Genomic DNA, 20,755 nt, shown 5'->3' with positions numbered 1-20,755 from the left:
AAGCGTGTTCTCCTGGCCCGGACTGGGCCGAGAGCTGGTCGCCGCCGTATCTGCCTCCGATTACCCGCTGGCGCAGGGTGCCTTCCTGATGATCGCGGTCGTCGTGATCGCGATGAACCTGCTGGCTGACCTTCTGTACACCCTTCTGGATCCGAGGATTTCCCATGCCTGAAGCCGTAGCAGACCTTCCGCCTTCGGGCATCGCCCGCATCTTTGGTGCGATCCGCCTGCCCGCCGGTGATCCCTTCGCCCTTGCGGGGCTGGCGATCTACGCGGTGTTCATCGCCACCGCGATCTGCGCACCGCTGATCGCCCCCTACGACCCGACCGAGATCCTCTATACCGCCGACTACGACCTCGCATCGGACCTGTTGCCGGGCGTGCAGGGGCATATCCTCGGCACCACATCGCTGGGCCGGGACATCTTTTCGCAGATCGTCTGGGGCGCGCGGTCGGCGCTGCTGGTCGGCTTTACCGCGGCCTTCATGGTCGCCTTCATCGGCTCTATCGTGGGGCTTCTGGCGGGATATTTCGGCGGCTGGGTCGATGCGGTGCTGATGCGTCTGGCCGATGTCGCCTTCGGCATTCCGTTCCTGCCCTTCGTGATCGTGATCTCGGCCTTTTCCGAACCCTCGATCTGGAACACGGTCATCGCGATGGCGCTGGTGCTGTGGCGCGACACGGGCCGGGTGATCCGCAGCCAGGTGCTGTCGCTGCGCTCGCGCGGGTATGTCGAGGCGGCGCGGGTCGTGGGATCCTCCGACCTCAAGATCATCCTGCGCCACATCACCCCCAACATCCTGCCGCTGTCGTTTCTCTACGGGTCCATCGCCATCGGCTGGGCGATCCTGACCGAAGCCTCGATCAGCTTTCTGGGGTTCGGCGACCCCGAGGCGATCAGCTGGGGCTTCATGTTGCAGGATGCCTTCGCCAGCCAGGCGCTGGCCCGTCAGGCCTATCACTGGTTCATCCCGCCGGGGCTGGCGATCATACTCGTGGTCAGCGCGGGCTTCTTCATTTCGCGCGGGTACGAAAACCTGCTGTTTCCAAAATTGGGGCGCTGAGCATGTCCGAACCGCTACTTTCCGTCCGTGACCTTTCCATCGCCTACGACGTGGGCGGCCACGACACGATTGCCGTGAGCCACGCCAGTTTCGATGTCCCGCAGGGCAGCATCGTGGGGCTGGTGGGCGAATCCGGCTGTGGCAAGACCACGATGGCCCGCGCCCTGACCCGCATCATCGCCGACAACGCGCGCATCGCGGGCGGGCAGATGAACTTTGACGGGCAGGACCTCGCGGCGCTGTCCGAGCGCAAGATGAACGCGCTGCGCTGGCGCGACATCTCGTTCATCCCGCAATCGGCGATGAACTCTCTCGATCCGGTGTACCGGGTGGAATACCAGATTGCCGAAGTCCTGCGCGACCGCGGCGGGATGAGCAAACGCGACGCCCGCAAACGCGCGGTCGAGCTGTTCGAGATGGTGGGCATCGACGCGGGCAGGCTGCGCGATTTCCCGCACCAGTTCTCGGGCGGGATGCGCCAGCGGGCCGCCATCGCGCTCGCCCTCGCGCTGGAGCCGAAGCTGGTTGTCGCGGACGAACCCGTCACCGCGCTCGACGTGATCATCCAGCGGCAGATCCTTGATCAGCTGCGCAGTCTTCAGCGCAAGCTGGGCCTGTCGGTGATCATGGTCACGCACGACATTTCCGTCGTGGCCTATACCTGCGACCGGACAGTGGTGATGTACGCGGGCAAAGTGGTCGAGGATTGCGATACCGCGACCCTGCTGGGCAAACCGCTGCACCCCTATACCATGGGTCTGAAAAACGCGTTCCCCGATCTGCGCTCGGCCGGGACCGGCGTTCTGACCCCGATCGCGGGCAGCCCGCCGGATCTGGCCAATCCGCCTGACGGGTGCCGCTTTGCCGCGCGCTGCCCCTTCGCGACGGACACCTGCCGCGCCGAAGACCCGCCGCTGGTCGAGGGACAGCCGGGCCATTTCGTCGCCTGCCACCGCGCCGACGAGGCAGAAACCCTGCGCGCCCAGGCCGCCGAGCCCGAAACATGGGGGATGGTGGCATGACCGAGACGATGATCGAACTCGACAACGCGCAGCTGCATTACAAGATCGGCAACGCCGTGTCGGCGATGATGGGCCTGCCGTCGACGGTAAAGGCGGTGGACGGCGTGACCTTCACGCTCAAACGCGGCGAAAGCGTCGGTCTTCTGGGCGAATCCGGCTGCGGGAAGACCTCGCTGGGCCGGGTTCTGGTACGGCTCGAAGAGATCACCGGCGGATCGGCCCGCTTTGACGGGGAAGAGATCCGGGACCTGCGCGGCGCGGACCTGCAACGCTTCCGCAGCCGGTCACAGATGATTTTCCAGAATCCGTTCGACGCGGTGAACCCGCGCTACACCATCCTCAAGACGCTCGAAGAGCCGCTGTCGAACGCGCGCATCCCCAAAGGCGAATGGCACGACCGTGTCATCAAGGCGCTGGAACTGGTGGGCCTTGGCGATCCTGCGCAGTTTCTGGACCGCTACCCGCACCAATTGTCGGGCGGGCAGTTGCAGCGCGTCGTGATGGCCCGCGCGCTGATCCTCGATCCCGATTTCGTGGTCGCGGACGAACCGGTCTCGATGCTGGATGTGTCGGTGCGGGCAGGGGTGCTGAACGTGTTTCGCGATGTGCGCGACCGTCTGGGTCTGACGGCGATCTACATCTCGCACGATCTGGCGCTGGTCCGCTACGTCTGTGAACGGACCATCGTGATGTATCTGGGCCGGATCATGGAGGACGGCCCGACCGAGGATATCGTGCGCGACCCGCTGCACCCCTACAGTCAGGCGCTTGTCGCTGCCGTACCCACACCGCGCGTGGATCAAAGCCACGATCCGCTTCCCATCGGCGGCGGCGCGCCCGACCCGCGCAACCCGCCCTCGGGCTGCGTGTTCCGCGACCGCTGTCCGAAAGCGGCTGACCGCTGCGCCAGCGAAGTACCCCGACCGCGCCAGATCGGATCGCGTCTGGTGGCCTGCCATTTCGCGGGGCCATGATGCGCGCCGCAACCTATAGACAAACCGGCCCTGCAGCAGACGTGCTGGACGTGGCCGCGCATCCGCAGCCCGAACCCGGTCCGGGTGAGGTGCTGGTGCGGGTCATGGCCTCGGGCATCAATCCGGCAGACGTGAAACGGCGTGGCGGCTGGAACGGCGCGCGGATGGAGCATGCGCTGGTGATCCCGCATTGCGACGGGGCAGGGGTGATCGAGGCCGTGGGCGCGGGCGTCGCGCGCGATCGCATCGGACAACGGGTCTGGATGTGGAACGCCCAGGGCGGATACGGCGAAAGCGGGCGCGCCTTCGGGACCGCCGCGGAATACATCGCACTGGCTTCGGCGCAGGCGGTGCCGCTGTCGGATACGCTCGGTTTCGACGAAGGGGCCTGTCTGGGTGTGCCGGGGCTGACCGCATGGCTGGCGGTGCTGGGCGACGGCGATGTCGCGGGCCGGACGCTTTTGATACAGGGGGCCGCCGGTGCGGTGGGTCAGATGTGCGTGCAGGTCGCCGCCGCGGCGGGCGCGCGGGTGATCGCCACCGTCAGCAACGCCGAAGCCGCCGAAACCGTGCGCCGCCTTGGCGCCGGGGTGGCAATTGACCGGCATGCCGAAGACGTGGCCGACGCCGTCGCCACGGCCACCGGCGGCGCGGGTGTCGACCGGATTGTCGAAGTCGATCTTGCGGCCAATCTTGAGACCGACATCGCCTGCCTTGCCCCCGGCGGGATGATCGCAAGCTATTCGTGCTCGTCCGACCCGACGCCGGTTTTGCCCTATTACGCACTGGCCAACCTCGGGGCGCGCATCCGTTTCGTGCAGGGGTTTCGCCTGACCGATGCCGAACGCCGCGAGGCCGAAGCGATGATCGCGCGCCTGACCGATGCAGGCCAGCTGTGCCCCCAGATCGGCGCACGCTACCCCCTCGAAGACATTGCCGCCGCGCACCAGCGCGTCGAAAGCGGCGCTGCGGGACAGACCGTCCTGTTTCCCATTTCCCAAGATCGGAGTCCCACATGAACCAGCAAACGCGCCTGACCGAGAAACCGCTTTGCGATCCCGTCTCGCTCGAGATTATTCGCGGCGCCATCGCCGCCGCGCAATCCGAGATGGAAGCGCTGATCGAGCGGACGGCGATTTCCGCCTTCATCCGCGAGAAGAAGGATTTCTACACCGCGCTTTTCGATGGCAACGGCACCATGGCCGTGGGGTCGATGGTGCCGATCTTCGGCGACATGACCCGCCCGGTGATCGAGAAATTCCCGATCGAGACGATGCAGGAAGGCGACGTCTACTGGTACAACGACTGCTATGGCTCCTACGGGGCGATCTCGCATTCCAACGATCAGGTGCTTCTGGCGCCGGTCTTCCGCGAGGGGCGTGTCTGCGCCTTCGTGATGAGCTGGGCCCATTTCGCCGACATCGGCGGTCTGCGCCCCGGATCGATCAGCCCCGATGCCACCGACATCTTTCAGGAAGGCGTGATGATCCCCGTCACCAAGATGATCGAGGCCGGGCGCGTCAATCAGGCCGTGCTCGACATCTTCCACCGCAACTCGCGCTTTCCCGATCAGAGCATCGGCGACATGCGCGCGCTCATGGCCAGTGTCGAACTCGGCGTGCGCCGCGTGGGCGAGATCCTCGACCGGTTCGGGCCGGACGTGATGGCCGACGCGCTGGCGCAGCTTTTGCGCCGCACCCGCAAGCTGGTGCGCGACAAGCTGGCCGAAACCTTTGACTACGGCACCCACAGCTTTACCGATGCCATCGACACGGACGGGCACGGCAACGGCCCCTTCCACATGCGGTTTTCCCTGACCCGCGCCAAGGGCGCGGAGGGCGAGGATGTCTTTACCTTCGATGCGCGTGACAGCGACGATCAGGCCCCCGGGCCGGTAAACTACCTGATGAACAAGGGCGTGCCCGGCATGGCGCTGGGTCTGTTCTATCTCGGCGGTGATCCCAGCCAGGTCTGCAACGCGGGCGGGCCGAACGCGATCGACGAGGTGCTGTTTCGCAAGGGCAGTTTCCTGCAACCCGAATACCCCGCGCCGCTGGGCCTGCGGGGTCTGACGGCGATGCGGATGATCTCGGCCATGTGCGGTCTGCTCAACACCGGTGGCGGAGAGGCGCCAGCCTCGAATTCGGCCTATGTGGTCAATATCATGCGCGGCAAATACCGCACCGAGGACGGGCGGCTTGAGCCCTACCTTCTGGCCGACGGCATCGGCGTCGGCTACGGGGCACGGGCCACGGCGGACGGGATCGACGCGGTCTATTTCGTGGCACAGGAAAACTATCCGGTCGAATTCCTCGAAGCGGGCTATCCCGTCACCATGCGCACCTACGGCATCGTTTCGGACAGCGGCGGCGCGGGGCGGTATCGCGGCGGTTGCGGCATCGTGCGCGAATACGAAATCCTCGCCGAGGAGACCATGATCGCCATCCGCATCGACAGCGTTGAAAACCCGCCATGGGGCATCCACGGCGGCAAATCCGGCCGCCACGGCGTTGCCATCGTCAACCCCGGCACCCCGGATGAAGTCCGCCTGAACCCGCTGTCGGACGGGAACATGCTGAAGAAAGGCGATATCCTCAGGATCGAAACCGGCGGCGGGGGCGGCTACGGCCATCCCTACGACCGCCCCGCCGAAGAGGTTCTGGCCGATGTGCTGGGCGGGTTCGTCTCGGTCGAGGCCGCGCGCGCCGAATATGGCGTGGTGATCGACGCCGAAACCGTCGATGCCGCCGCAACCGAGGCGCTGCGCGCCGACAAACCACAGATCCGCCGTTTTTACCGCAAGGAGTATGTCGATGCCCTCGTCTGACATGACATTCGATCCCGCCTACGCCGTTGCCGTCGATATCGGCGGCACATTCACCGATATCTCCCTGCTGGACCGCGCCAGCGGCGCGATCTGGCGGGCGAAGACTCCGTCGGTGCCGGATGATCCGTCGCAGGCCTTCATGACCGGCGTGAACATGGTGCTCGAGGATGCGGGCATCGCGGCCTCCGATCTGGGCCGTGTGCTGCACGGCACCACGGTGGCCACGAACATGATCCTCGAAGGCAAGGGCGCGCGCACCGCGCTGGTGACAACGCGCGGCTTCCGGCATGTGCTGGAAATCGGGCGTCAGGATATTCCGCGCCACGCGAACCTGTTCAACTGGGTGAAACCCGCCCGCCCGGTTCCAGCGGAACGCATCCATGAGGTCGACGAGCGGATCGGCACCGGCGGGCGCGTCATGGCGGAACTGGACGAAGCGAGCGTTCACGCCGCCGCCGAGGCGCTGAAGAAACAGAACGTCGAAGCGGTGGCGGTATGCCTGCTGCACGCCTACGCCAATCCCGCGCACGAATTGCGGGTGGTCGAATTGCTGCGCGCCGCCCTTCCCGGTGTGGCGATCACCTGCTCGACCGACGTGCTGCCGGTGGTGCGCGAATTCGAACGCTCGCTTGCCACGGTGCTGAATGCCAGCGTCATGCCCGGCGTATCGACCTATATCAGCCGCCTTCAGGACCGCCTGACCGAAGCCGAAGCCGCCTCGCCGCTGCTGCTGATGCAGTCCAACGGCGGTGTCGCGGGCACCGAAGCGATCCGCGTGGCCCCCGCGCTGACCGCGCTGTCCGGTCCGGCGGCGGGTGTTGTGGGTGCGGTGGACACGGCCGCGGCCTGCGGGATCGAGGATATCATCACCGTCGATATTGGCGGCACCTCTGCCGATATCTGCCTGATCCAGGGCGGCGATGTGGCGCTGACCCAGCAGGGCAAGGTGGGCGAATGGCCGCTGTCGCTGCCGATGGTGGATATGGTCACGATCGGGGCCGGTGGCGGCTCTATCGCGGCGGTCAGCAACGACACGCTTGCCGTCGGTCCGCATTCCGCCGGCGCACGGCCCGGGCCTGCCGCCTACGGCCACGGCGGGACCGAAGCGACCGTGACCGACGCGCATGTGACGCTGGGCAATCTGCCCCACGCGCTTCTGGGCGGGTCGATGTCGCTGGATGTCGCCGCATCGCGCAAGGTGATCGAGCAGAACGTCGCCCGCCCCCTTGGCCTGACGGCAGAAGCGGCGGCGCAGGGGATCCTTGCGATCATGAACAACAACATGGTCGGCGCCGTGCGCACGGTATCGGTCGAGCGCGGCCACGATCCGCGCGATTTCACCCTTGTGCCATTCGGCGGGGCAGGTCCGCTGCACGGTTGCGCGCTGGCCGACCTTCTGGGGATTTCGCAGGTGCTGATCCCCGCGGCACCGGGCCTTCTGTGCGCCGCTGGCCTGCTGGCCGCGGATATGAAAGCCGAATTCACCCGCGCCCTGCCCAAACCCGGCCCCGTCGATCAGGCGGCGGGCGACAGCATCGTCGCGGCCCTGACCGAAGACGCGATCCGCTGGCTGGAGACCGAGGACGTGCCGCCGGCACAGCGCGAGATCCAGACGCGCGCGCTTTTACGGTTCTACGGGCAGGGGGGAGAGATTGCGGTGGACTGGGCCGAGAGCGCCAGCGCGACCGAAACACGCTTCCGCGAGGCGCATCAGGCGCTCTATGGCTTTACGCTCGACGCGCCGATCGAACTGGTCACGATCCGAGTCGAGGCTGCGGGCCGAACCGATCCGGTCAGCCTTCCCGAACTGGAAGACGCACCAGCGCCAGAGCCGATCCAGACTCAGCAGGTCCACTGGCACGAAGGCACGATGGAAACGCCGATCTACGACCGCGCGACATTCGGCAAGAACACCGAAATCGCCGGTCCCGCGATCATCACGCAGCTTGATACCACATCGGTGATCGCACCGGGCTGGACCGCCACGGTCCACGCCTCGGGGTCGATCCTGCTGAAGAAAGGAGCGCAGGCATGACCGAAGCGCTGTTCCGCCATATCGACGAAAACGCCGACAGCTTTGTCGAACGGGTGATGAAGTATGTCAGCCACCCGTCCATCTCTGCGCATAACATCGGCATCCGCGAAGTGGCGCAAATGCTGGTGGACCACCTTGGCGGTCTGGGATTTGACGCAGGGCTGGTCGAGACCCCCGGCCATCCCTTCGTGCTGGGGCATCTGAAGGTTGATCCGGCAAAGCCCACTGTCCTGCTTTACGGGCATTACGACGTGCAGCCGCCGGACCCGCTGGAGGCATGGATCAGCCCCCCGTTCGAGCCCACCATCCGCGACGGGCGGATCTGGGCGCGCGGCATCGGGGACAACAAGGGACAGCATTTCGCCCAGCTTCTCGCGATCGAGACGCACCTGAAGGTCAACGGCACGCTGCCGTGCAACATCACCTTCCTGCTGGAGGGCGAAGAGGAAATCGGCTCTCCGCAGATCGCGGATTTCGTGCGCGACAACCGCGACCGGCTTCACGCCGATCTGGTGGTCACATCGGACGGCCCCCTGCACGAAAGCGGCAAGCCCATCATCACCTTCGGTGTGCGCGGCGTCGCCTCCTTCGATCTGGTGGCGAAAGGGGCCGCGCGGGATGTCCACTCCGGCAACTACGGTGGCGTGGTGCCGAACCCGATCTGGACCCTCGTGCAACTGCTGGCCACGATGAAAGACGCCGATGGCAACATCACCGTCGAGGGCCTGACCGAGGATGTAATCCCCGCGACCAATCTGGAACGCGAAGCCATCGCGCGCCTGCCCGACGATGCCGCCGCAGTGATGCGCGATCTTCAGCTCGACACGATGGACGGGCCGGTCGAACGGCCCTATTGGGACCGGTTGATGTTCCACCCCACGCTGACCATCAACGGTCTGCACGGAGGCTATGGCGGTCAGGGCAGCAAGACGGTGCTGCCGAACGAGGCCATCGCGAAATGCGACGTGCGTCTGGTCGAACCGCTGACCCCCACCCATGTGTTCGAACGGATCGAGGCGCATGTCGCAGCCCACGCGCCCGGCGTCGAAGTGGTCCGCCACAACGGGATGTTGCCGTCGAAAACGCCGCTCGACAGCCCGTTTGCCGCGCCGATCATCCGCGCGATCAAGGCCGCGCGCGGGGTCGATCCGCTGCTCTATCCCACCGTCGGCGGGTCGCTGCCCGACTACGTCTTTACCAAGATCCTCGGCAAGCCCGCCTTCGTGGTGCCCTACGCAAACGCGGACGAGGCGAACCACGCCCCGAACGAGAATCTGGAAATCGACCTCTTCATCGCTGGGATCAAGACCGGAGCGGCTCTTCTGGACGAGCTGGGGCGCCTTGACCTGCCGCAGAAAGCGGCGGAGTGAATACCCCCATAATCAGGGTTATGTAATCTAGCGTCCTGCGTGCCCGCGGATCAGATCCGCGGCACGCTCCGCGATCATGATCGTGGGCGCGTTGGTGTTGCCGCTGACCAGCGTGGGCATCACCGACGCATCGACCACCCGCAGCCCTTCGACACCGCGCACCCGCAGCTGCGGGTCCACGACCGAAGCCGCGTCACTGCCCATCCGGCAGGTGCCGACGGGGTGATAGATCGTGTCCGCGCGTTCGCGGATGATGTCGGCCCATTCCGCATCGGTGCGGATGCCATCGGTGCCGAACAGTTCCTTTCCACGATATTTCGCGAGCGGTTCTGCCATCATGATCTCGCGCATCTTCTTCACGCCCTTGACCATGATCTGCATGTCACGGTCATCCGACAGATACGCCGGATCGATCAGCGGTGCTGCGGCGGGATCGCGGCTGGCGAGGCTGACCGAGCCGCGGCTGTAGGGGCGCAGGTTGCACACGTGGCAGCTGAAACCGTTCGACATATGCAGCTTGCGCGCGTGATCCTCGACAATCGCGATGACGAAATGCAGTTGCAGGTCGGCCCGCGTCACCTCCGGCCCGGATCTGAAGAACGCAGCGCCTTCCGCGTAGGGCGACGCCGTCACCGAATTTCCGTCGCGCCGCCACTTCAACGCTTCCCGGATCGTCTTGAGCGTGGCGCGCGGGCCCAGACCGATGGTGTCGGGGCTGTCGCTCTGGAACGCCAGGATGAAATCGAGGTGATCCTGAAGGTTCTTGCCCACCTCCGGCAGGTCGTGCAGCACATCGATGCCCTGCGCGGACAGCTCGTCCGCGGCTCCGATCCCCGACAGGTTCAGGATCTGCGGACTGCCGAAGGCACCCGCGCTCAGGATCACTTCGCGGCGGGCGCGGACCTCGCGGCCCTTGCCGTTCTCGCGAAAGGCCACGCCGCAGGCGCGCTTGCCGTCGAACAGGATGCGCGCAACATGGGCCTTGGTAATCACCTTGAGGTTCGCACGATCCTCGACCGGATGCAGATAGGCCGCCGCAGCCGAGCACCTTTCGCCGTTGCGCGCGGCATCGTGGAACTGCGTCACCTGAAACAGGCCCGCCCCTTCGTTGTCGCCGGTGTTGAAATCCTTGCGCCCGGGGATTTGCAGCTGTTGGGCTGCATCGACGAACGCATGGGTGACCGGGCTGGGCGCGCGCTGGTCTGCGACCTGCAACGGGCCGTCGCCGCCGTGCAGGTCGTCCGCGCCGTGTTCGTTCCCCTCGGCGCGGCGGAAATAGGGCAGCACATCGTCCCAGCCCCAACCCTCGCAGCCAGCTTCGGCCCAGCCGTCATAATCCTGGCGCTGGCCACGCACGTAGAGCATCGCGTTGATCGCGCTCGATCCCCCCAGCGCCCGGCCGCGCGGCTGATAGCCCCGCCGCCCGTTCAGGCCGGGTTGCGGTGTCGTGTGAAAGGCCCAGTTGTGGATTTTCGGACGCCCCGGCAGCAGCGCGATCACCGCGGCGGGCATCCGGATCAGCAGATCGCGGCCCTTGCCGCCCGCTTCCAGCAGGCAGACGCTGACGTCGGGATCCTCGCTGAGCCGCGCGGCCAGAACACATCCGGCAGAGCCGCCGCCGATGATCACATAGTCGAATTCCATGCCGCCGCTCCTGTCCTTCAAGCTTCCTTGAACAGACCAACACGCAAACGCGACCCGATCAAAGGAATTTCTTGAAAACCTGGGGCGGTTTCAGGGCAGGTTCAGGCGAACTGTTCCAGCTCGCACAGCAGTTGTTTCTCGCGAAACGGCTTGGCGATCCACGGGGTATCGGCCAGATTCTCCGGCAGATCGAAAGTCGATCGCGAATAGCCTGACACGAAAACGAACGGGCAGCCGAGCTCCTTGAGGCGCAGGGCCACCTCGAAGCTCGTGTGGCCATCACCGAGGTTGAGATCCAGCAGCGCGACATCCGGTTTTTCCACCGCCAGATAGGCCAGCGCAGTGTCCGGTTCGTTGGCAATCTCGACCACCTCGTAGCCGTTGCTGACAAGGGTCTGCTTCATGTCCAGAGCGATCAGATGCTCGTCTTCGACGATCAGCACCTTGGGCGAATTCGGCATCTAACTACTCCTACAGACCGGCAACAGGGGAATTCATAAATCCGCCGTAGGCTGCTGTCTATAATACATGACACTACGTTAGATCGAAATTATTGACAATAATATCGCGATTACCGAGTGCTGTCCAAATGTTTGTGAATCTCCTGACACAAACGCACGGCGCTGACCGGTTTTTGCAGGAACGGCCCGTCGGGATGTGGCTGGGCGCTGTCCTTGGGGGCCGCGTAGCCCGACAGATACATGCGCGGCAACCCGGGCCTGATCCGGGCCACGCGATGCGCCACCTCGAATCCGTTCATCCCGCCGCGCAGGGTGATATCGGTCAGCAGCAGGTCGAAGGGCGCGTCGGATTCGGCCTGCACGAGCGCCTGCGGGCCGCAATCGACCATGGTGACATCCGCGCCCAGTTTCACAAGGATGCTTTCGAGCGCCAGGTGAAACATCGGGTCATCCTCCACCGCGAGGATACGCAGACCATCGAGACGGAGCACACCGCCGGGCAATGCCGCCAGAGGCTCCGCGCCATCCTGCACGCGCAGATCGAACCGCAGCTCTATCCGCGCCCCGCCCGAGGCCGCCTCCAGCAAGGCAAGCTGCGCCCCGTTGTTGCGCGCGAAGGCATCGACGATGGCAAGGCCCAGACCGGTTCCGCCCCGCGCCTGACGCGTCGTGAAAAACGGCTCTGTCGCATTGTCGCGGGTGTGCTGGGTCATCCCCGGTCCGTTGTCCTCGACAAACAGCACCGCCCCCTTCCCCGCTGCGCGCAGCCCGAGGGTGATCCGCCCCGCGTCGGTTCCCGCATCCACCAGCGCGTCGCGGGCGTTCAGCACAAGGTTGACCACCGCATTCTCCAGCAATCCGCGTTCGCACAGCACGCTGATCGGGCCGCGCAGGTCCAGATGCAGATCGATGTCGGACTGCACGGTCCGGCGCAGAAAACTGTGCGTTTCGGTCAGCGACTGGCGCAGATCGACCACTTCGGGATGGCTTGGCTGGCTCTTGGCAAAGGCCAGTATCCGCCCGGTCAGATCGGCACCCCGGTCGCAGGCATTCTGGATCGCGGCGAATTCCGCTTCGGTGACACCGCCTTTCAGCGCGCCGACATCGGCGTTCAGACGGATCACGCCCAGAAGGTTCGCGATGTCATGGGCGATCCCGCCCGAAAGCTGACCCAGCGAATCCAGCCGCTCCGCCCGCATGGCGTCGGCGCGGGCGCGCGTTTCCTCGGTCACATCGCGGCAGGTCAGGATGAAAATCCGCTCTCCGCGCACGTCGGAATAGCTGCCGGGGAGGAAGCGCAGATCGCGCAACTGCCCGTCGGGGTGCGCGTAGGTCACCTGCAGATCGGCAAGGCTGTCGCCCCGCAAGAGGCGCGCCAGCGGTGTGTCGGAAGGGGCCAGCGGCGTGGTGCGGTCGGATTCCAGAAAGACCGCGTCGCGCAGCCAGTTCTGCGGCCCGCCGAAGGGCGCGGACAGCGCTTCGGCCTGGGCGTTGGTAAAGCGCAGACTGCCCTGCGCATCGACGGCGAAAACACTGGCGCCGATGCCGTCCAGCAGACTGCGCAGGCGCAGGTCCTGTGCGGCCTCGTAGGCTTCGGTGGCATTCGCCCGTGCCGCGGCGTTCATGATCGCGGCGGTGATCAGAACCGAAAGCCCCAGCGTCAGCAGGGCAAGCCGGATGTTTTCGTCCAGCAGCCCCGCCTGCGTGAAAGCCAGGGCAATATAGCCGATGACCAAGGGGGCCAGGAACGCGAACGGGATCAGCCGCCGCGCCGCGCGGCTGCCGCGCCCCCTCCCCAGAATGTGCCGCGCCCAGCTGCCTTCGGGCCGCAGCAACAGAATCGCGACAAAGAGCAGGACGAAGGTTGTCGCCGTGTGCAGCGCCATTTCGGAGAAGGCCAGCACGCTGTAAAGCGCGCGCGCGTCCATCATGTAGCCGACCACCGCCAGCAGCGCGGCGATCAGACCCAGCGTGGCCAGAAGACCGCCCACGCGGCGCAAACCCGACTGCCCCGACATCAGCAATGGCAGCGACAGCGCCGCCGCCATCATGCAAAACTGCGTGGCGAAAGACATGCCGCCCAGCCGCAACGCATCAAGGGCGGAAGGCAGCGCGGGGGTGCTCAGATGCAGGATAAACTCGACCACCACGATGCACGGCACGGCGAGGATCAACGCCGCACTGCCCGCCGCAACCCTGCCCTGCCGGCGGATCAGGATCACCGAAGCCGCCAGAAACCCGAAGGACAGCGCGGTTGACGGCACCATCTCGGCCAGATCGGCCCGTATCCGCACCAGCGCGCCGACCCCACCAAGGATCCACCCCAGCAGCACCGCACAGGCCACGACCAGAACCGCACCGCCCAGCCAGTAAGGAGCGGGGCGCACCCCGCGCATCCACCCGGCCCCGCCCGGCAGTGTGCCGTGGTCAGCCAAGAAGCTGGCGCAGCGCTATCACGAGATCTGCCTCGACAAAGGGTTTGGACAGCAGCGGGCGATTGCAGTGGCGTTCGGAGAGAACATCGCGCGTGTGTCCCGACAGGAAGAGGAAGGGAATATTACGCTCGGCCAGCCTGTCGGCGATCGGATCGCTGCTTTTGCCGTGCAGGTTCAGGTCCAGCAGGGCCGCATCCACCACGGCTGTCTCGGCCATCTCGATCCCGGATTCCAGCCGCCCTGCGGGGCCGACGATCCGATAGCCGTGGTCGGACAGGACGAACTCCAGCTCAAGCGCGAGGATCGCTTCGTCCTCGACCACGAGGACGGTCTTGGGATCAGAGGTCATCGGTATCCCCCGCACTCAGATTCTTGAGAGGGATCTCGATATCGATCTCCAGTCCGGTTTCGCCGAACGCCGCCGTCATGCGGCCGCCCAGCTGGTTCTTGATCGCGTTCGTCACGACAGTCGTCCCAAATCCGTTGCCTTCCGGCTGCGACAGAGGGCCAGTGCCCTTCTCTGACCAATGTAGGTCGAGCATGCCGTTTGCAAGCTGCCAGCGCACCGACAGCGTCGCGTCCGGCACCGAAAGCGCGCCGTATTTCGCGGCATTGGTCACCAGTTCGTGCATCGCCAGCGCAAAACTCTGCGTGGCGGTCGGCCCCAGGATCAGCTGCGGCCCCTCGATGCTGTAGGCGCGCGTGTCGGTGGGGGCGAAAGCCTCAAGCTCTTCGGCAATCAGCCGCCGCAGGTCCATCCCGTCCCAGTTTTCGGCGGCCAGATGGGTGTGTGTCCGCGCGAGCGAATGCACACGGTTGGAAAAATCCTCGCGGAATTGCGCAAGGCTGGTTGCCTTGCGGCTGGTCATGCGGGCAATCGTGTCGACCAGCGCCAGCACGTTCTTCACCCGGTGGTCCAGCTCTGCCGAGATCACGCGATTGCGCTCTTCCGAGGTCTTGCGTTCGTGGATGTCGAGCGCCGCGAAGAAAAAGCCGCCGGTATCGCCGGGTGTCTCGCGCGGGACGCAATAGATCAGATGAGTGCGCGCGCCCTTGCCCGGAACGTTGATGGAAAACTCCACTCCCTCGCGCGGAACGGCGCGCCGGCCCTGCACGATCTCGGTGCAGATGGCCGCCGCCTCCTCGCCCAGCAGATCGCCGAACCCGCAGTTCTGCGTCTCATCCGAGGTAAAGCCGATATCTTCCCAGGAATCGTTGAAGAGATCGACAGTCATATCCGCGCCGACAACGGCGATCAGGATCGGCAGGCCATCGATCAATTCCTGAAGGGCCGCGCGTTCCTTGTCGCGCAGTTGCTTGGTTTCCGCCTGGCTGACGGCAAGCCACAGCACGCTCGACACCGAACTGGCATAGAGTATCTCATCCGCGTCCGCCGTGTGCGGGGTTTTCCAGAACAGGCTCAGCAATCCCCAGCGCGACCCGACCGGCCCCACGGGCACGCACAGGCCCGATTGCGCCGATACATCCCTGATCAGCTCGGATCGGGTGATGCGCGGCTCGGCGGACATGTCGGCAATCACCGTCGGATCGCTGCGGCCGAGGGCGAAAGCGAATTCATTGTCGTTTGAGGCCGGCACCAAGGTGCGCCCGACCAGCCCGCGCGGCCATCCCGTACCCGCCTCCAGCAAGAAGGCATCCTCGGCCGAGTTGTGGCGCATCACCGCGGCCATTTCCGCGCCCAGATTGCCGGCAAGATCGCTACAGGCGCGGTTGAACAGGCTCTCGATATCCTCCGACTCCAGTGCCAGACGGCCCAGCGTCACCACCGAAGACTGCTGCGCGGCCTGTCGCTTCAGCTTCTCCGCGTAATCGCGCAGGCGCGAGACATCGGCATAGGTGACGATCACCCCCTGCAAGACATTCTTGCGGGTGTAATACGGCGCCACGCGGCGCAGGTAGGTGCTGCCCTCGCCCGAGACTTCGCATTCGATGGTCTGCGGCATGTCGATGACGCGGCGCAGGTCGTCTTCCAGTGTCGGGTCGTCGACCCGCGACACCAGATCCCCCAGCGGCCTGCCGATATCGCCCGGACGTATCCGCAGCAGCGCCGTGGTGCGTGCGGAAAAGCGGCGGATGTTCAGATCGGTGTCCAGAAAGACGGTGGGCGTATCGGTGGAGTTGATCAGGCTCAGCAGATCGTCGTTGGTGGCTTCGAGTTCCGAAATCTTGTCCACCAACTGGTTGTTCGTGCCTGCCAGTTCCTCGTTCAGCGTGTGCAGCTCCGCGCGAGAACTCTCCAGCTCCTCGTTGGAACTTTGCAGTTCCTCGTTGGCGCTCAGGATTTCTTCGTGTGCGGTCTGCAACTCCTCGGTCGAGATATTGCCCTTCTCCAGCTCCACTTCGAGCTGCTTTTGCAGGGCGCGGATCTCGCTCAGGTAGCGGTCTGCAATTTCGGCATCTTCCGCAGGCGTCCGTTCGGGCTTTGCCGCAGTCTCCTGTTCGGTCAGGAAATAGAGCAGGAAGTACCGCTCGCCCTTTGAGGTCAGGGGCTGCGCCATCAGGCGCACGGGACGGCCCGCTTCGTTTACCGTCGGGGTTTCCGTCTGGACCTCGCGATCCTCCCGGCGGGCGGTTTGCAGGACGTACCAAGCCTGCGCGCGGAAACGCTCCGACACCATGTCGAGCACATTCGCCGTCATCCCGCCCCGGTCCAGCCCGAGATAGCCCGAAACCTCGCCGTGCAGGCTGACCAGTTTGAACTCTTCCGTGACCAGGACGCCGGGGGGCACGAACCGCGCCAGCATGCTGCGCACGGCTGCGTTGTCACCGGCCAGCTGCGTGCCGATGCGGGGCTGGTCCGCCGTCTTCTGCGTGGCGCGCGCGGGGGAGATGCGGATATGATCGCGGTCGCGGATCGATTTGCGCCTGTAGATCCGCGCGGTCATGTCCTCCACCTCGAAGAGCGGGCGCACCGCGTCGGCGTTCTCTGCCTGACCCAGCAACAGGCGGCCCCCGGGGGTGAGCGCGAAATGGAACGTGTCGAACAGCCTGACCTGCGTTTCACGGTCGAGATAGATCAGCAGGTTCCGGCATACCATCAGATGCACCGACGAAAACGGCGGGTCGGACAGCACGTTGTGATGGGCAAAGACCACGCAGTCGCGCAGGGCGGGCGTGACCCTGTAGTCGTCGCCGTCCTTGCGGAACCAGCGCTCCAGCCGCCCTTGCGACAGGTTCTTCAGCGTCGGCCCCGAATAGCGGCCCTGACGTGCAATCGCGATGGCTGCCGCGGAGAGATCGCTGGCGAAGACCTGCACGCCGATCTGTTTGCCCGATGCCTCGATCCGTTCGTTCAACAGCATGGCGAGCGAATAGGCTTCCTCGCCGGTGGCGCAGCCCGCCGCCCATGCACGGATGGTGTCGCCCTCCGAAAGATCCGCGATCTGGGCGTCGATGGCCTGTTCGGCAAAGGCGGCCCAGACCGCCGGATCGCGCAGGAACTGCGTGACCCCGATCAGAAGATCGGTCACCAGCGCCGCGCGTTCCTGCGCGGAATCTCTCAAAAGCGCGGCATAGTCTTGGGGCTGGGTGATCCGGTTGATCGACATCCGCCGCCCGATCCGCCGGCCCAGCGTGCCGAGCTTGTAGTCGCGGAAATCATGCCCGGTCTCGTCGCGCAGGATCGACAGGAAATCGTGCAGGTCCGTCGCTGACTCGCTTCCGCCGCGTCCCAGATGGCGCGCGATGGCCTGCAGTTCCCGCACCAGCCCCGAGACGTCGCCGGTCAGGTCCGCTGCCGATTCGCCCTGTGCGGCCCCCCGCGCACGCCGCGACAGGGTGATCCCGCCCGCCTCGCGGATCGCCTCCAGACCCGCGGCGGCATTCTGCGGATTGTCCGACAGCGAAACGCCCACGGCCAGCGTGCCTGCGGCCCGCGCGATTTCCCCGAAGAACGCGACCGCGCGGTCGCCGCCCTGCGTGCGCTCCTGCGTGGACAGGGTGCCGTTATCGAGCGTGACGGAACGGTCCGCGGGCACCAGATAGACGCGGTCGGGTTCAAGACTGTGCGCCCCCTGCGCGGTCACACCGGTCAGCACCGGATGATCGGCCAGAAACTCCTCCGCCCCGCCGTCAGCGCCCGCAGGGCCGCGCGACAGCAGCACCACGATGGCCGCGCCGACCGGTGCCTCGATCCCCGCCAGAAGCGCGCGCAGAATATCCCGATCCGCCCCCAGAACCGCAATACCGATCAAGGGCACAGACGCGTTCTTCACGATCCTTCACCGGTGCCCTTCCGCGACGCCGCAGCGTCGATAAGATCCCCGTCGTAGAGCAGTACGACCCCGCGCGCGTCTGTCCCTTCGACGGGGCTGAAGGCCAGCGCGCGCAGACGCAACGACCCGCCCGCGAACTGCCCTGTCGCCTCCTGCGGCTTGCGCGTCGCCAACGCACGCTCGGCCAGCTCCTCTGGGGCGACGAAATCGGGGCGCGTGCCCACCGACGCGATGCGCCGCCCGATATCATGCTCCTGAAGCTCGAACGCGTCGCGGCACAATCCGGTGAAGCGGCGCACCCGCAGCTTTGCGTCCAGCACGATGGCGCCCACCCTCAGGATATCCAGTATGACCTCGGTGTCGTGGATCAGGTTCGACAGCTGCGTGATCTTGCGCTCGTGCTCGGCGCTGACCGACACAAGCTCCTCGTTGACCGCGTGCAGCTCTTCGTTGGAGCTCTGCATTTCCTCGTTCGACGCCTGAAGCTCTTCGTTCGAGGCCTGCAATTCCTCGTTCGAGGCCTGAAGCTCCTCGCCGCTCGCCTCCAGGCGTTCGGTGACGTATTGCAGGCTTTCCTCGGTCAGGCGCAGATCGCGGTCCAGCTCCCTGATGCGCGCCGCCAGTACCGCCTCGTCACCGCTTTCGTCCGACCGGAGGATCTCGGCCCCGTCCTCGGCGGCAATCGCAGTCCCGTCCAGCCGCGTGATCGCCGCCAGAAGGAACCGGTTGCCACCGGGCCCCTGCCCGATCGGTTCGACCTTCAGCATCACCTCATGCGCGCCCTCGGTGTCCGCGTCGATCTTCACGCGCCGTTCGAAGGTCTTTTCCTCGCCCTGCTTGATCCGCTCGATCGCAACGTTGATCGGGTATTGCAGGTTGGGGTGAACGATGTCCTCGACCGTCCAGTCGGCCAGATTGCTCATGGTGTCGACATAGCCGCTGGCCGCACCGAACCATGTCAGCACCATCCCGTCCGACGACACCAGTATCGACGACGGCGCATAGCGTTTGAGCAGCGCATCGTACCCGCGCAGCAGCGCGTCGCGGTCCCGCCGCGGGCCCTGTCCGCTGTCCACCGAGGTCAGCGGCGGGCGCGACGGCTTGACCAGCGGCAGGTCGTCGATCTCGCGGCGCATGGGGCGATCCGTCAGTGCCGAATTCAGGATCGGCGACTCCAGCCTGCCGCGGTCACGCAGCTTGCGGAAAATGCGCGACTTGCTGTCGACGGTCGCGAAATCCTCATCGCGCGCGCCGATGCTTTCGGATCCGCCCAGATACAGGTGTCCCTGCTTGCGCAGGCCGAACTGGAACATGCCCAGCAGATGCGCCTGCGCCGCATCGTCGAGATAGATCATCAGATTGCGGCAGGAAATCAGGTCCAGCCGCATGAAGGGCGGATCGCGCAGCGCGTCGTGGACCGAGAAAATGATCTGCTGGCGGATCGAGGGATCGACCGCCACGCCATCGCGATGATCGACGAAATACCGCTCGCGCAGGTCTTCTGGCAACTTCTCGATGCTTTCGACGGGATAGATCCCCGCCGCCGCCCGCTGGATGGAGCGGCGGTGCACGTCTGTCGCGATGATCCGGAAATCGATCTGGCGATCAAGCTCCAGCATCACTTCGCTCAGTTCGATGGCGAGGGTATAGGCCTCTTCGCCGCTGGCACAGGCCGCGACCCAGATCCGCAGCCCGCGCGAGGGGTCCGCCCCCTCGACCAGCGGGATCAGCACATTGCGCCGCAGCGAGGCAAGCGCTTCGGGATCGCGGTAGAACTCGGTCACGCCGATCAGCATGTCGTGGTAGAGCTCTTCGAGCGCCTCGGTGTCCGACGACAGAAGATCCCGGTACTCCGCGATCGAAGAGATGCCGCGCAGTTCCTTGCGCCGCTCGATCCGGCGCATCACCGTGGGCGACTTGTAGACCGAAAAATCGATCCTGTGTTCGCTTTCCAGCAGATGCAGAATGGCGGTTTCCGGATCCATCGGCTCGGCGTTCGAACCGCCGTTCCCGTCCGAGCCGTTCGACCGTTCCAGAAGCGATGCGATGGCGGCGGGCATTTCGCTCGCGTCCAGCACACGGTCCACCGCGCCCTCGGCCAGTGCGGCGCGCGGCATGGAACTGAATTTCGCCTCCTTCGGGGATTGAACGATCACCAGCCCGCCCGACCGTTGCACCGCGGCAGTCCCGCGCGCCCCGTCCGATCCCGACCCGGACACGACCACCGCGACCGGCGGCGGCCCGACCCGCGCGCGCATCGAAAAGAAGAAGGCGTCAATCGGCAGATGCGGCAGCTTGTCGGTGGGCTGGTAAGGGGTCAGGCGGAAATGATCGCCGTCCAGCCGCACCAGCGAGTTCGGCGGATTGAGAAAGATCGTATTGGCGGCAAGCGCCATACCGTCCTCGATATGGGTGATCGTCAGCGACGAGCGCCGGGCAAGCAGCTCGTCCATCACGGAACGATAGTCCGGCGACAGATGCTGGATCACGACAAAACACCACCCCGCATCCGTCGGGGCGGCGGTGAAAAATGCCTCAAGCGGGTCAAGCCCTCCTGCGGAGGCACCTATGGCGATCAGCGGGCCGTCAAACGGCGCCGTTTGATCTATGGAATCGACAGCGGTCATGGATAGTTTACATATTCTGTTGGCTGTTCTCCTTTTTTCATGGACAGCGGTAAAAAACAAT

Annotated in this window: 14 protein-coding genes; 8 read left to right on the top strand and 6 right to left on the bottom strand. The window is 65.5% G+C overall.

Annotated elements, in window-relative coordinates; translation table 11 throughout:
• Positions 1-4: 4 nt before the first annotated feature.
• From ABMC89_RS17715 to ABMC89_RS17680, 8 genes are read left to right on the top strand one after another with little or no spacing between them, the layout of a single operon-like run.
• On the top strand, positions 5-172 hold the full coding sequence (locus tag ABMC89_RS17715) for an ABC transporter permease subunit (protein ID WP_349570328.1): 168 nt from the start codon (positions 5-7) through the stop codon (positions 170-172).
• On the top strand, positions 165-1,064 hold the full coding sequence (locus ABMC89_RS17710) for an ABC transporter permease (protein WP_349570324.1): 900 nt from the start codon (positions 165-167) through the stop codon (positions 1,062-1,064). The genes ABMC89_RS17715 and ABMC89_RS17710 overlap by 8 nt, the downstream gene beginning before the upstream one ends.
• 2 nt (positions 1,065-1,066) lie before the next feature.
• Entirely contained in the window at positions 1,067-2,086 is a 1,020-nt protein-coding gene (locus tag ABMC89_RS17705; protein WP_349570322.1) for an ABC transporter ATP-binding protein, read from the top strand.
• Positions 2,083-3,060, top strand: coding sequence for an ABC transporter ATP-binding protein (locus tag ABMC89_RS17700; protein ID WP_349570320.1), 978 nt, complete (start codon positions 2,083-2,085; stop codon positions 3,058-3,060). Before ABMC89_RS17705 ends, ABMC89_RS17700 begins: the two co-directional genes overlap by 4 nt.
• Positions 3,060-4,079, top strand: coding sequence for an NADPH:quinone reductase (locus ABMC89_RS17695; protein ID WP_349570318.1), 1,020 nt, complete (start codon positions 3,060-3,062; stop codon positions 4,077-4,079). The genes ABMC89_RS17700 and ABMC89_RS17695 overlap by 1 nt, the downstream gene beginning before the upstream one ends.
• Positions 4,076-5,887 (top strand): hydantoinase B/oxoprolinase family protein, encoded by a 1,812-nt coding sequence (locus tag ABMC89_RS17690; protein ID WP_349570316.1) that lies wholly within the window; start codon positions 4,076-4,078, stop codon positions 5,885-5,887. Before ABMC89_RS17695 ends, ABMC89_RS17690 begins: the two co-directional genes overlap by 4 nt.
• On the top strand, positions 5,874-7,922 hold the full coding sequence (locus tag ABMC89_RS17685) for a hydantoinase/oxoprolinase family protein (RefSeq protein WP_349570314.1): 2,049 nt from the start codon (positions 5,874-5,876) through the stop codon (positions 7,920-7,922). Before ABMC89_RS17690 ends, ABMC89_RS17685 begins: the two co-directional genes overlap by 14 nt.
• On the top strand, positions 7,919-9,292 hold the full coding sequence (locus tag ABMC89_RS17680; RefSeq protein WP_349570312.1) for a M20/M25/M40 family metallo-hydrolase: 1,374 nt from the start codon (positions 7,919-7,921) through the stop codon (positions 9,290-9,292). Before ABMC89_RS17685 ends, ABMC89_RS17680 begins: the two co-directional genes overlap by 4 nt.
• A 27-nt stretch (positions 9,293-9,319) precedes the next feature.
• Here ABMC89_RS17680 and ABMC89_RS17675 read toward each other — a convergent pair whose 3' ends face one another.
• From ABMC89_RS17675 to ABMC89_RS17650, 6 genes are all read right to left on the bottom strand, one after another.
• The gene (locus tag ABMC89_RS17675; protein WP_349570310.1) at positions 9,320-10,936 is read right to left on the bottom strand and encodes a GMC family oxidoreductase; all 1,617 of its coding nucleotides are present in this window, start codon (positions 10,934-10,936) and stop codon (positions 9,320-9,322) included.
• 101 nt (positions 10,937-11,037) lie between these two features.
• A complete protein-coding gene (locus ABMC89_RS17670; RefSeq protein ID WP_349570308.1) occupies positions 11,038-11,397 on the bottom strand; it encodes a response regulator in 360 nt (119 codons plus the stop codon).
• A gap of 110 nt (positions 11,398-11,507) precedes the next feature.
• Positions 11,508-13,832, bottom strand: a complete 2,325-nt coding sequence (locus ABMC89_RS17665; RefSeq protein WP_349570306.1) for a hybrid sensor histidine kinase/response regulator — start codon at positions 13,830-13,832, stop codon at positions 11,508-11,510.
• On the bottom strand, positions 13,825-14,181 hold the full coding sequence (locus ABMC89_RS17660) for a response regulator (protein ID WP_349570304.1): 357 nt from the start codon (positions 14,179-14,181) through the stop codon (positions 13,825-13,827). Before ABMC89_RS17660 ends, ABMC89_RS17665 begins: the two co-directional genes overlap by 8 nt.
• The gene (locus tag ABMC89_RS17655; RefSeq protein WP_349570302.1) at positions 14,171-18,067 is read right to left on the bottom strand and encodes a CheR family methyltransferase; all 3,897 of its coding nucleotides are present in this window, start codon (positions 18,065-18,067) and stop codon (positions 14,171-14,173) included. Before ABMC89_RS17655 ends, ABMC89_RS17660 begins: the two co-directional genes overlap by 11 nt.
• A complete protein-coding gene (locus tag ABMC89_RS17650; RefSeq protein ID WP_349570300.1) occupies positions 18,064-20,694 on the bottom strand; it encodes a CheR family methyltransferase in 2,631 nt (876 codons plus the stop codon). The genes ABMC89_RS17655 and ABMC89_RS17650 overlap by 4 nt, the downstream gene beginning before the upstream one ends.
• Between the last annotated feature and the right edge of the window lie 61 nt (positions 20,695-20,755).

This window comes from Sulfitobacter sp. HNIBRBA3233 (genome assembly GCF_040149665.1).
In the GTDB taxonomy this organism is placed as follows: Bacteria; Pseudomonadota; Alphaproteobacteria; order Rhodobacterales; family Rhodobacteraceae; genus Sulfitobacter; species Sulfitobacter marinivivus.
This window is presented reverse-complemented; position numbering and strand designations above follow the sequence as displayed.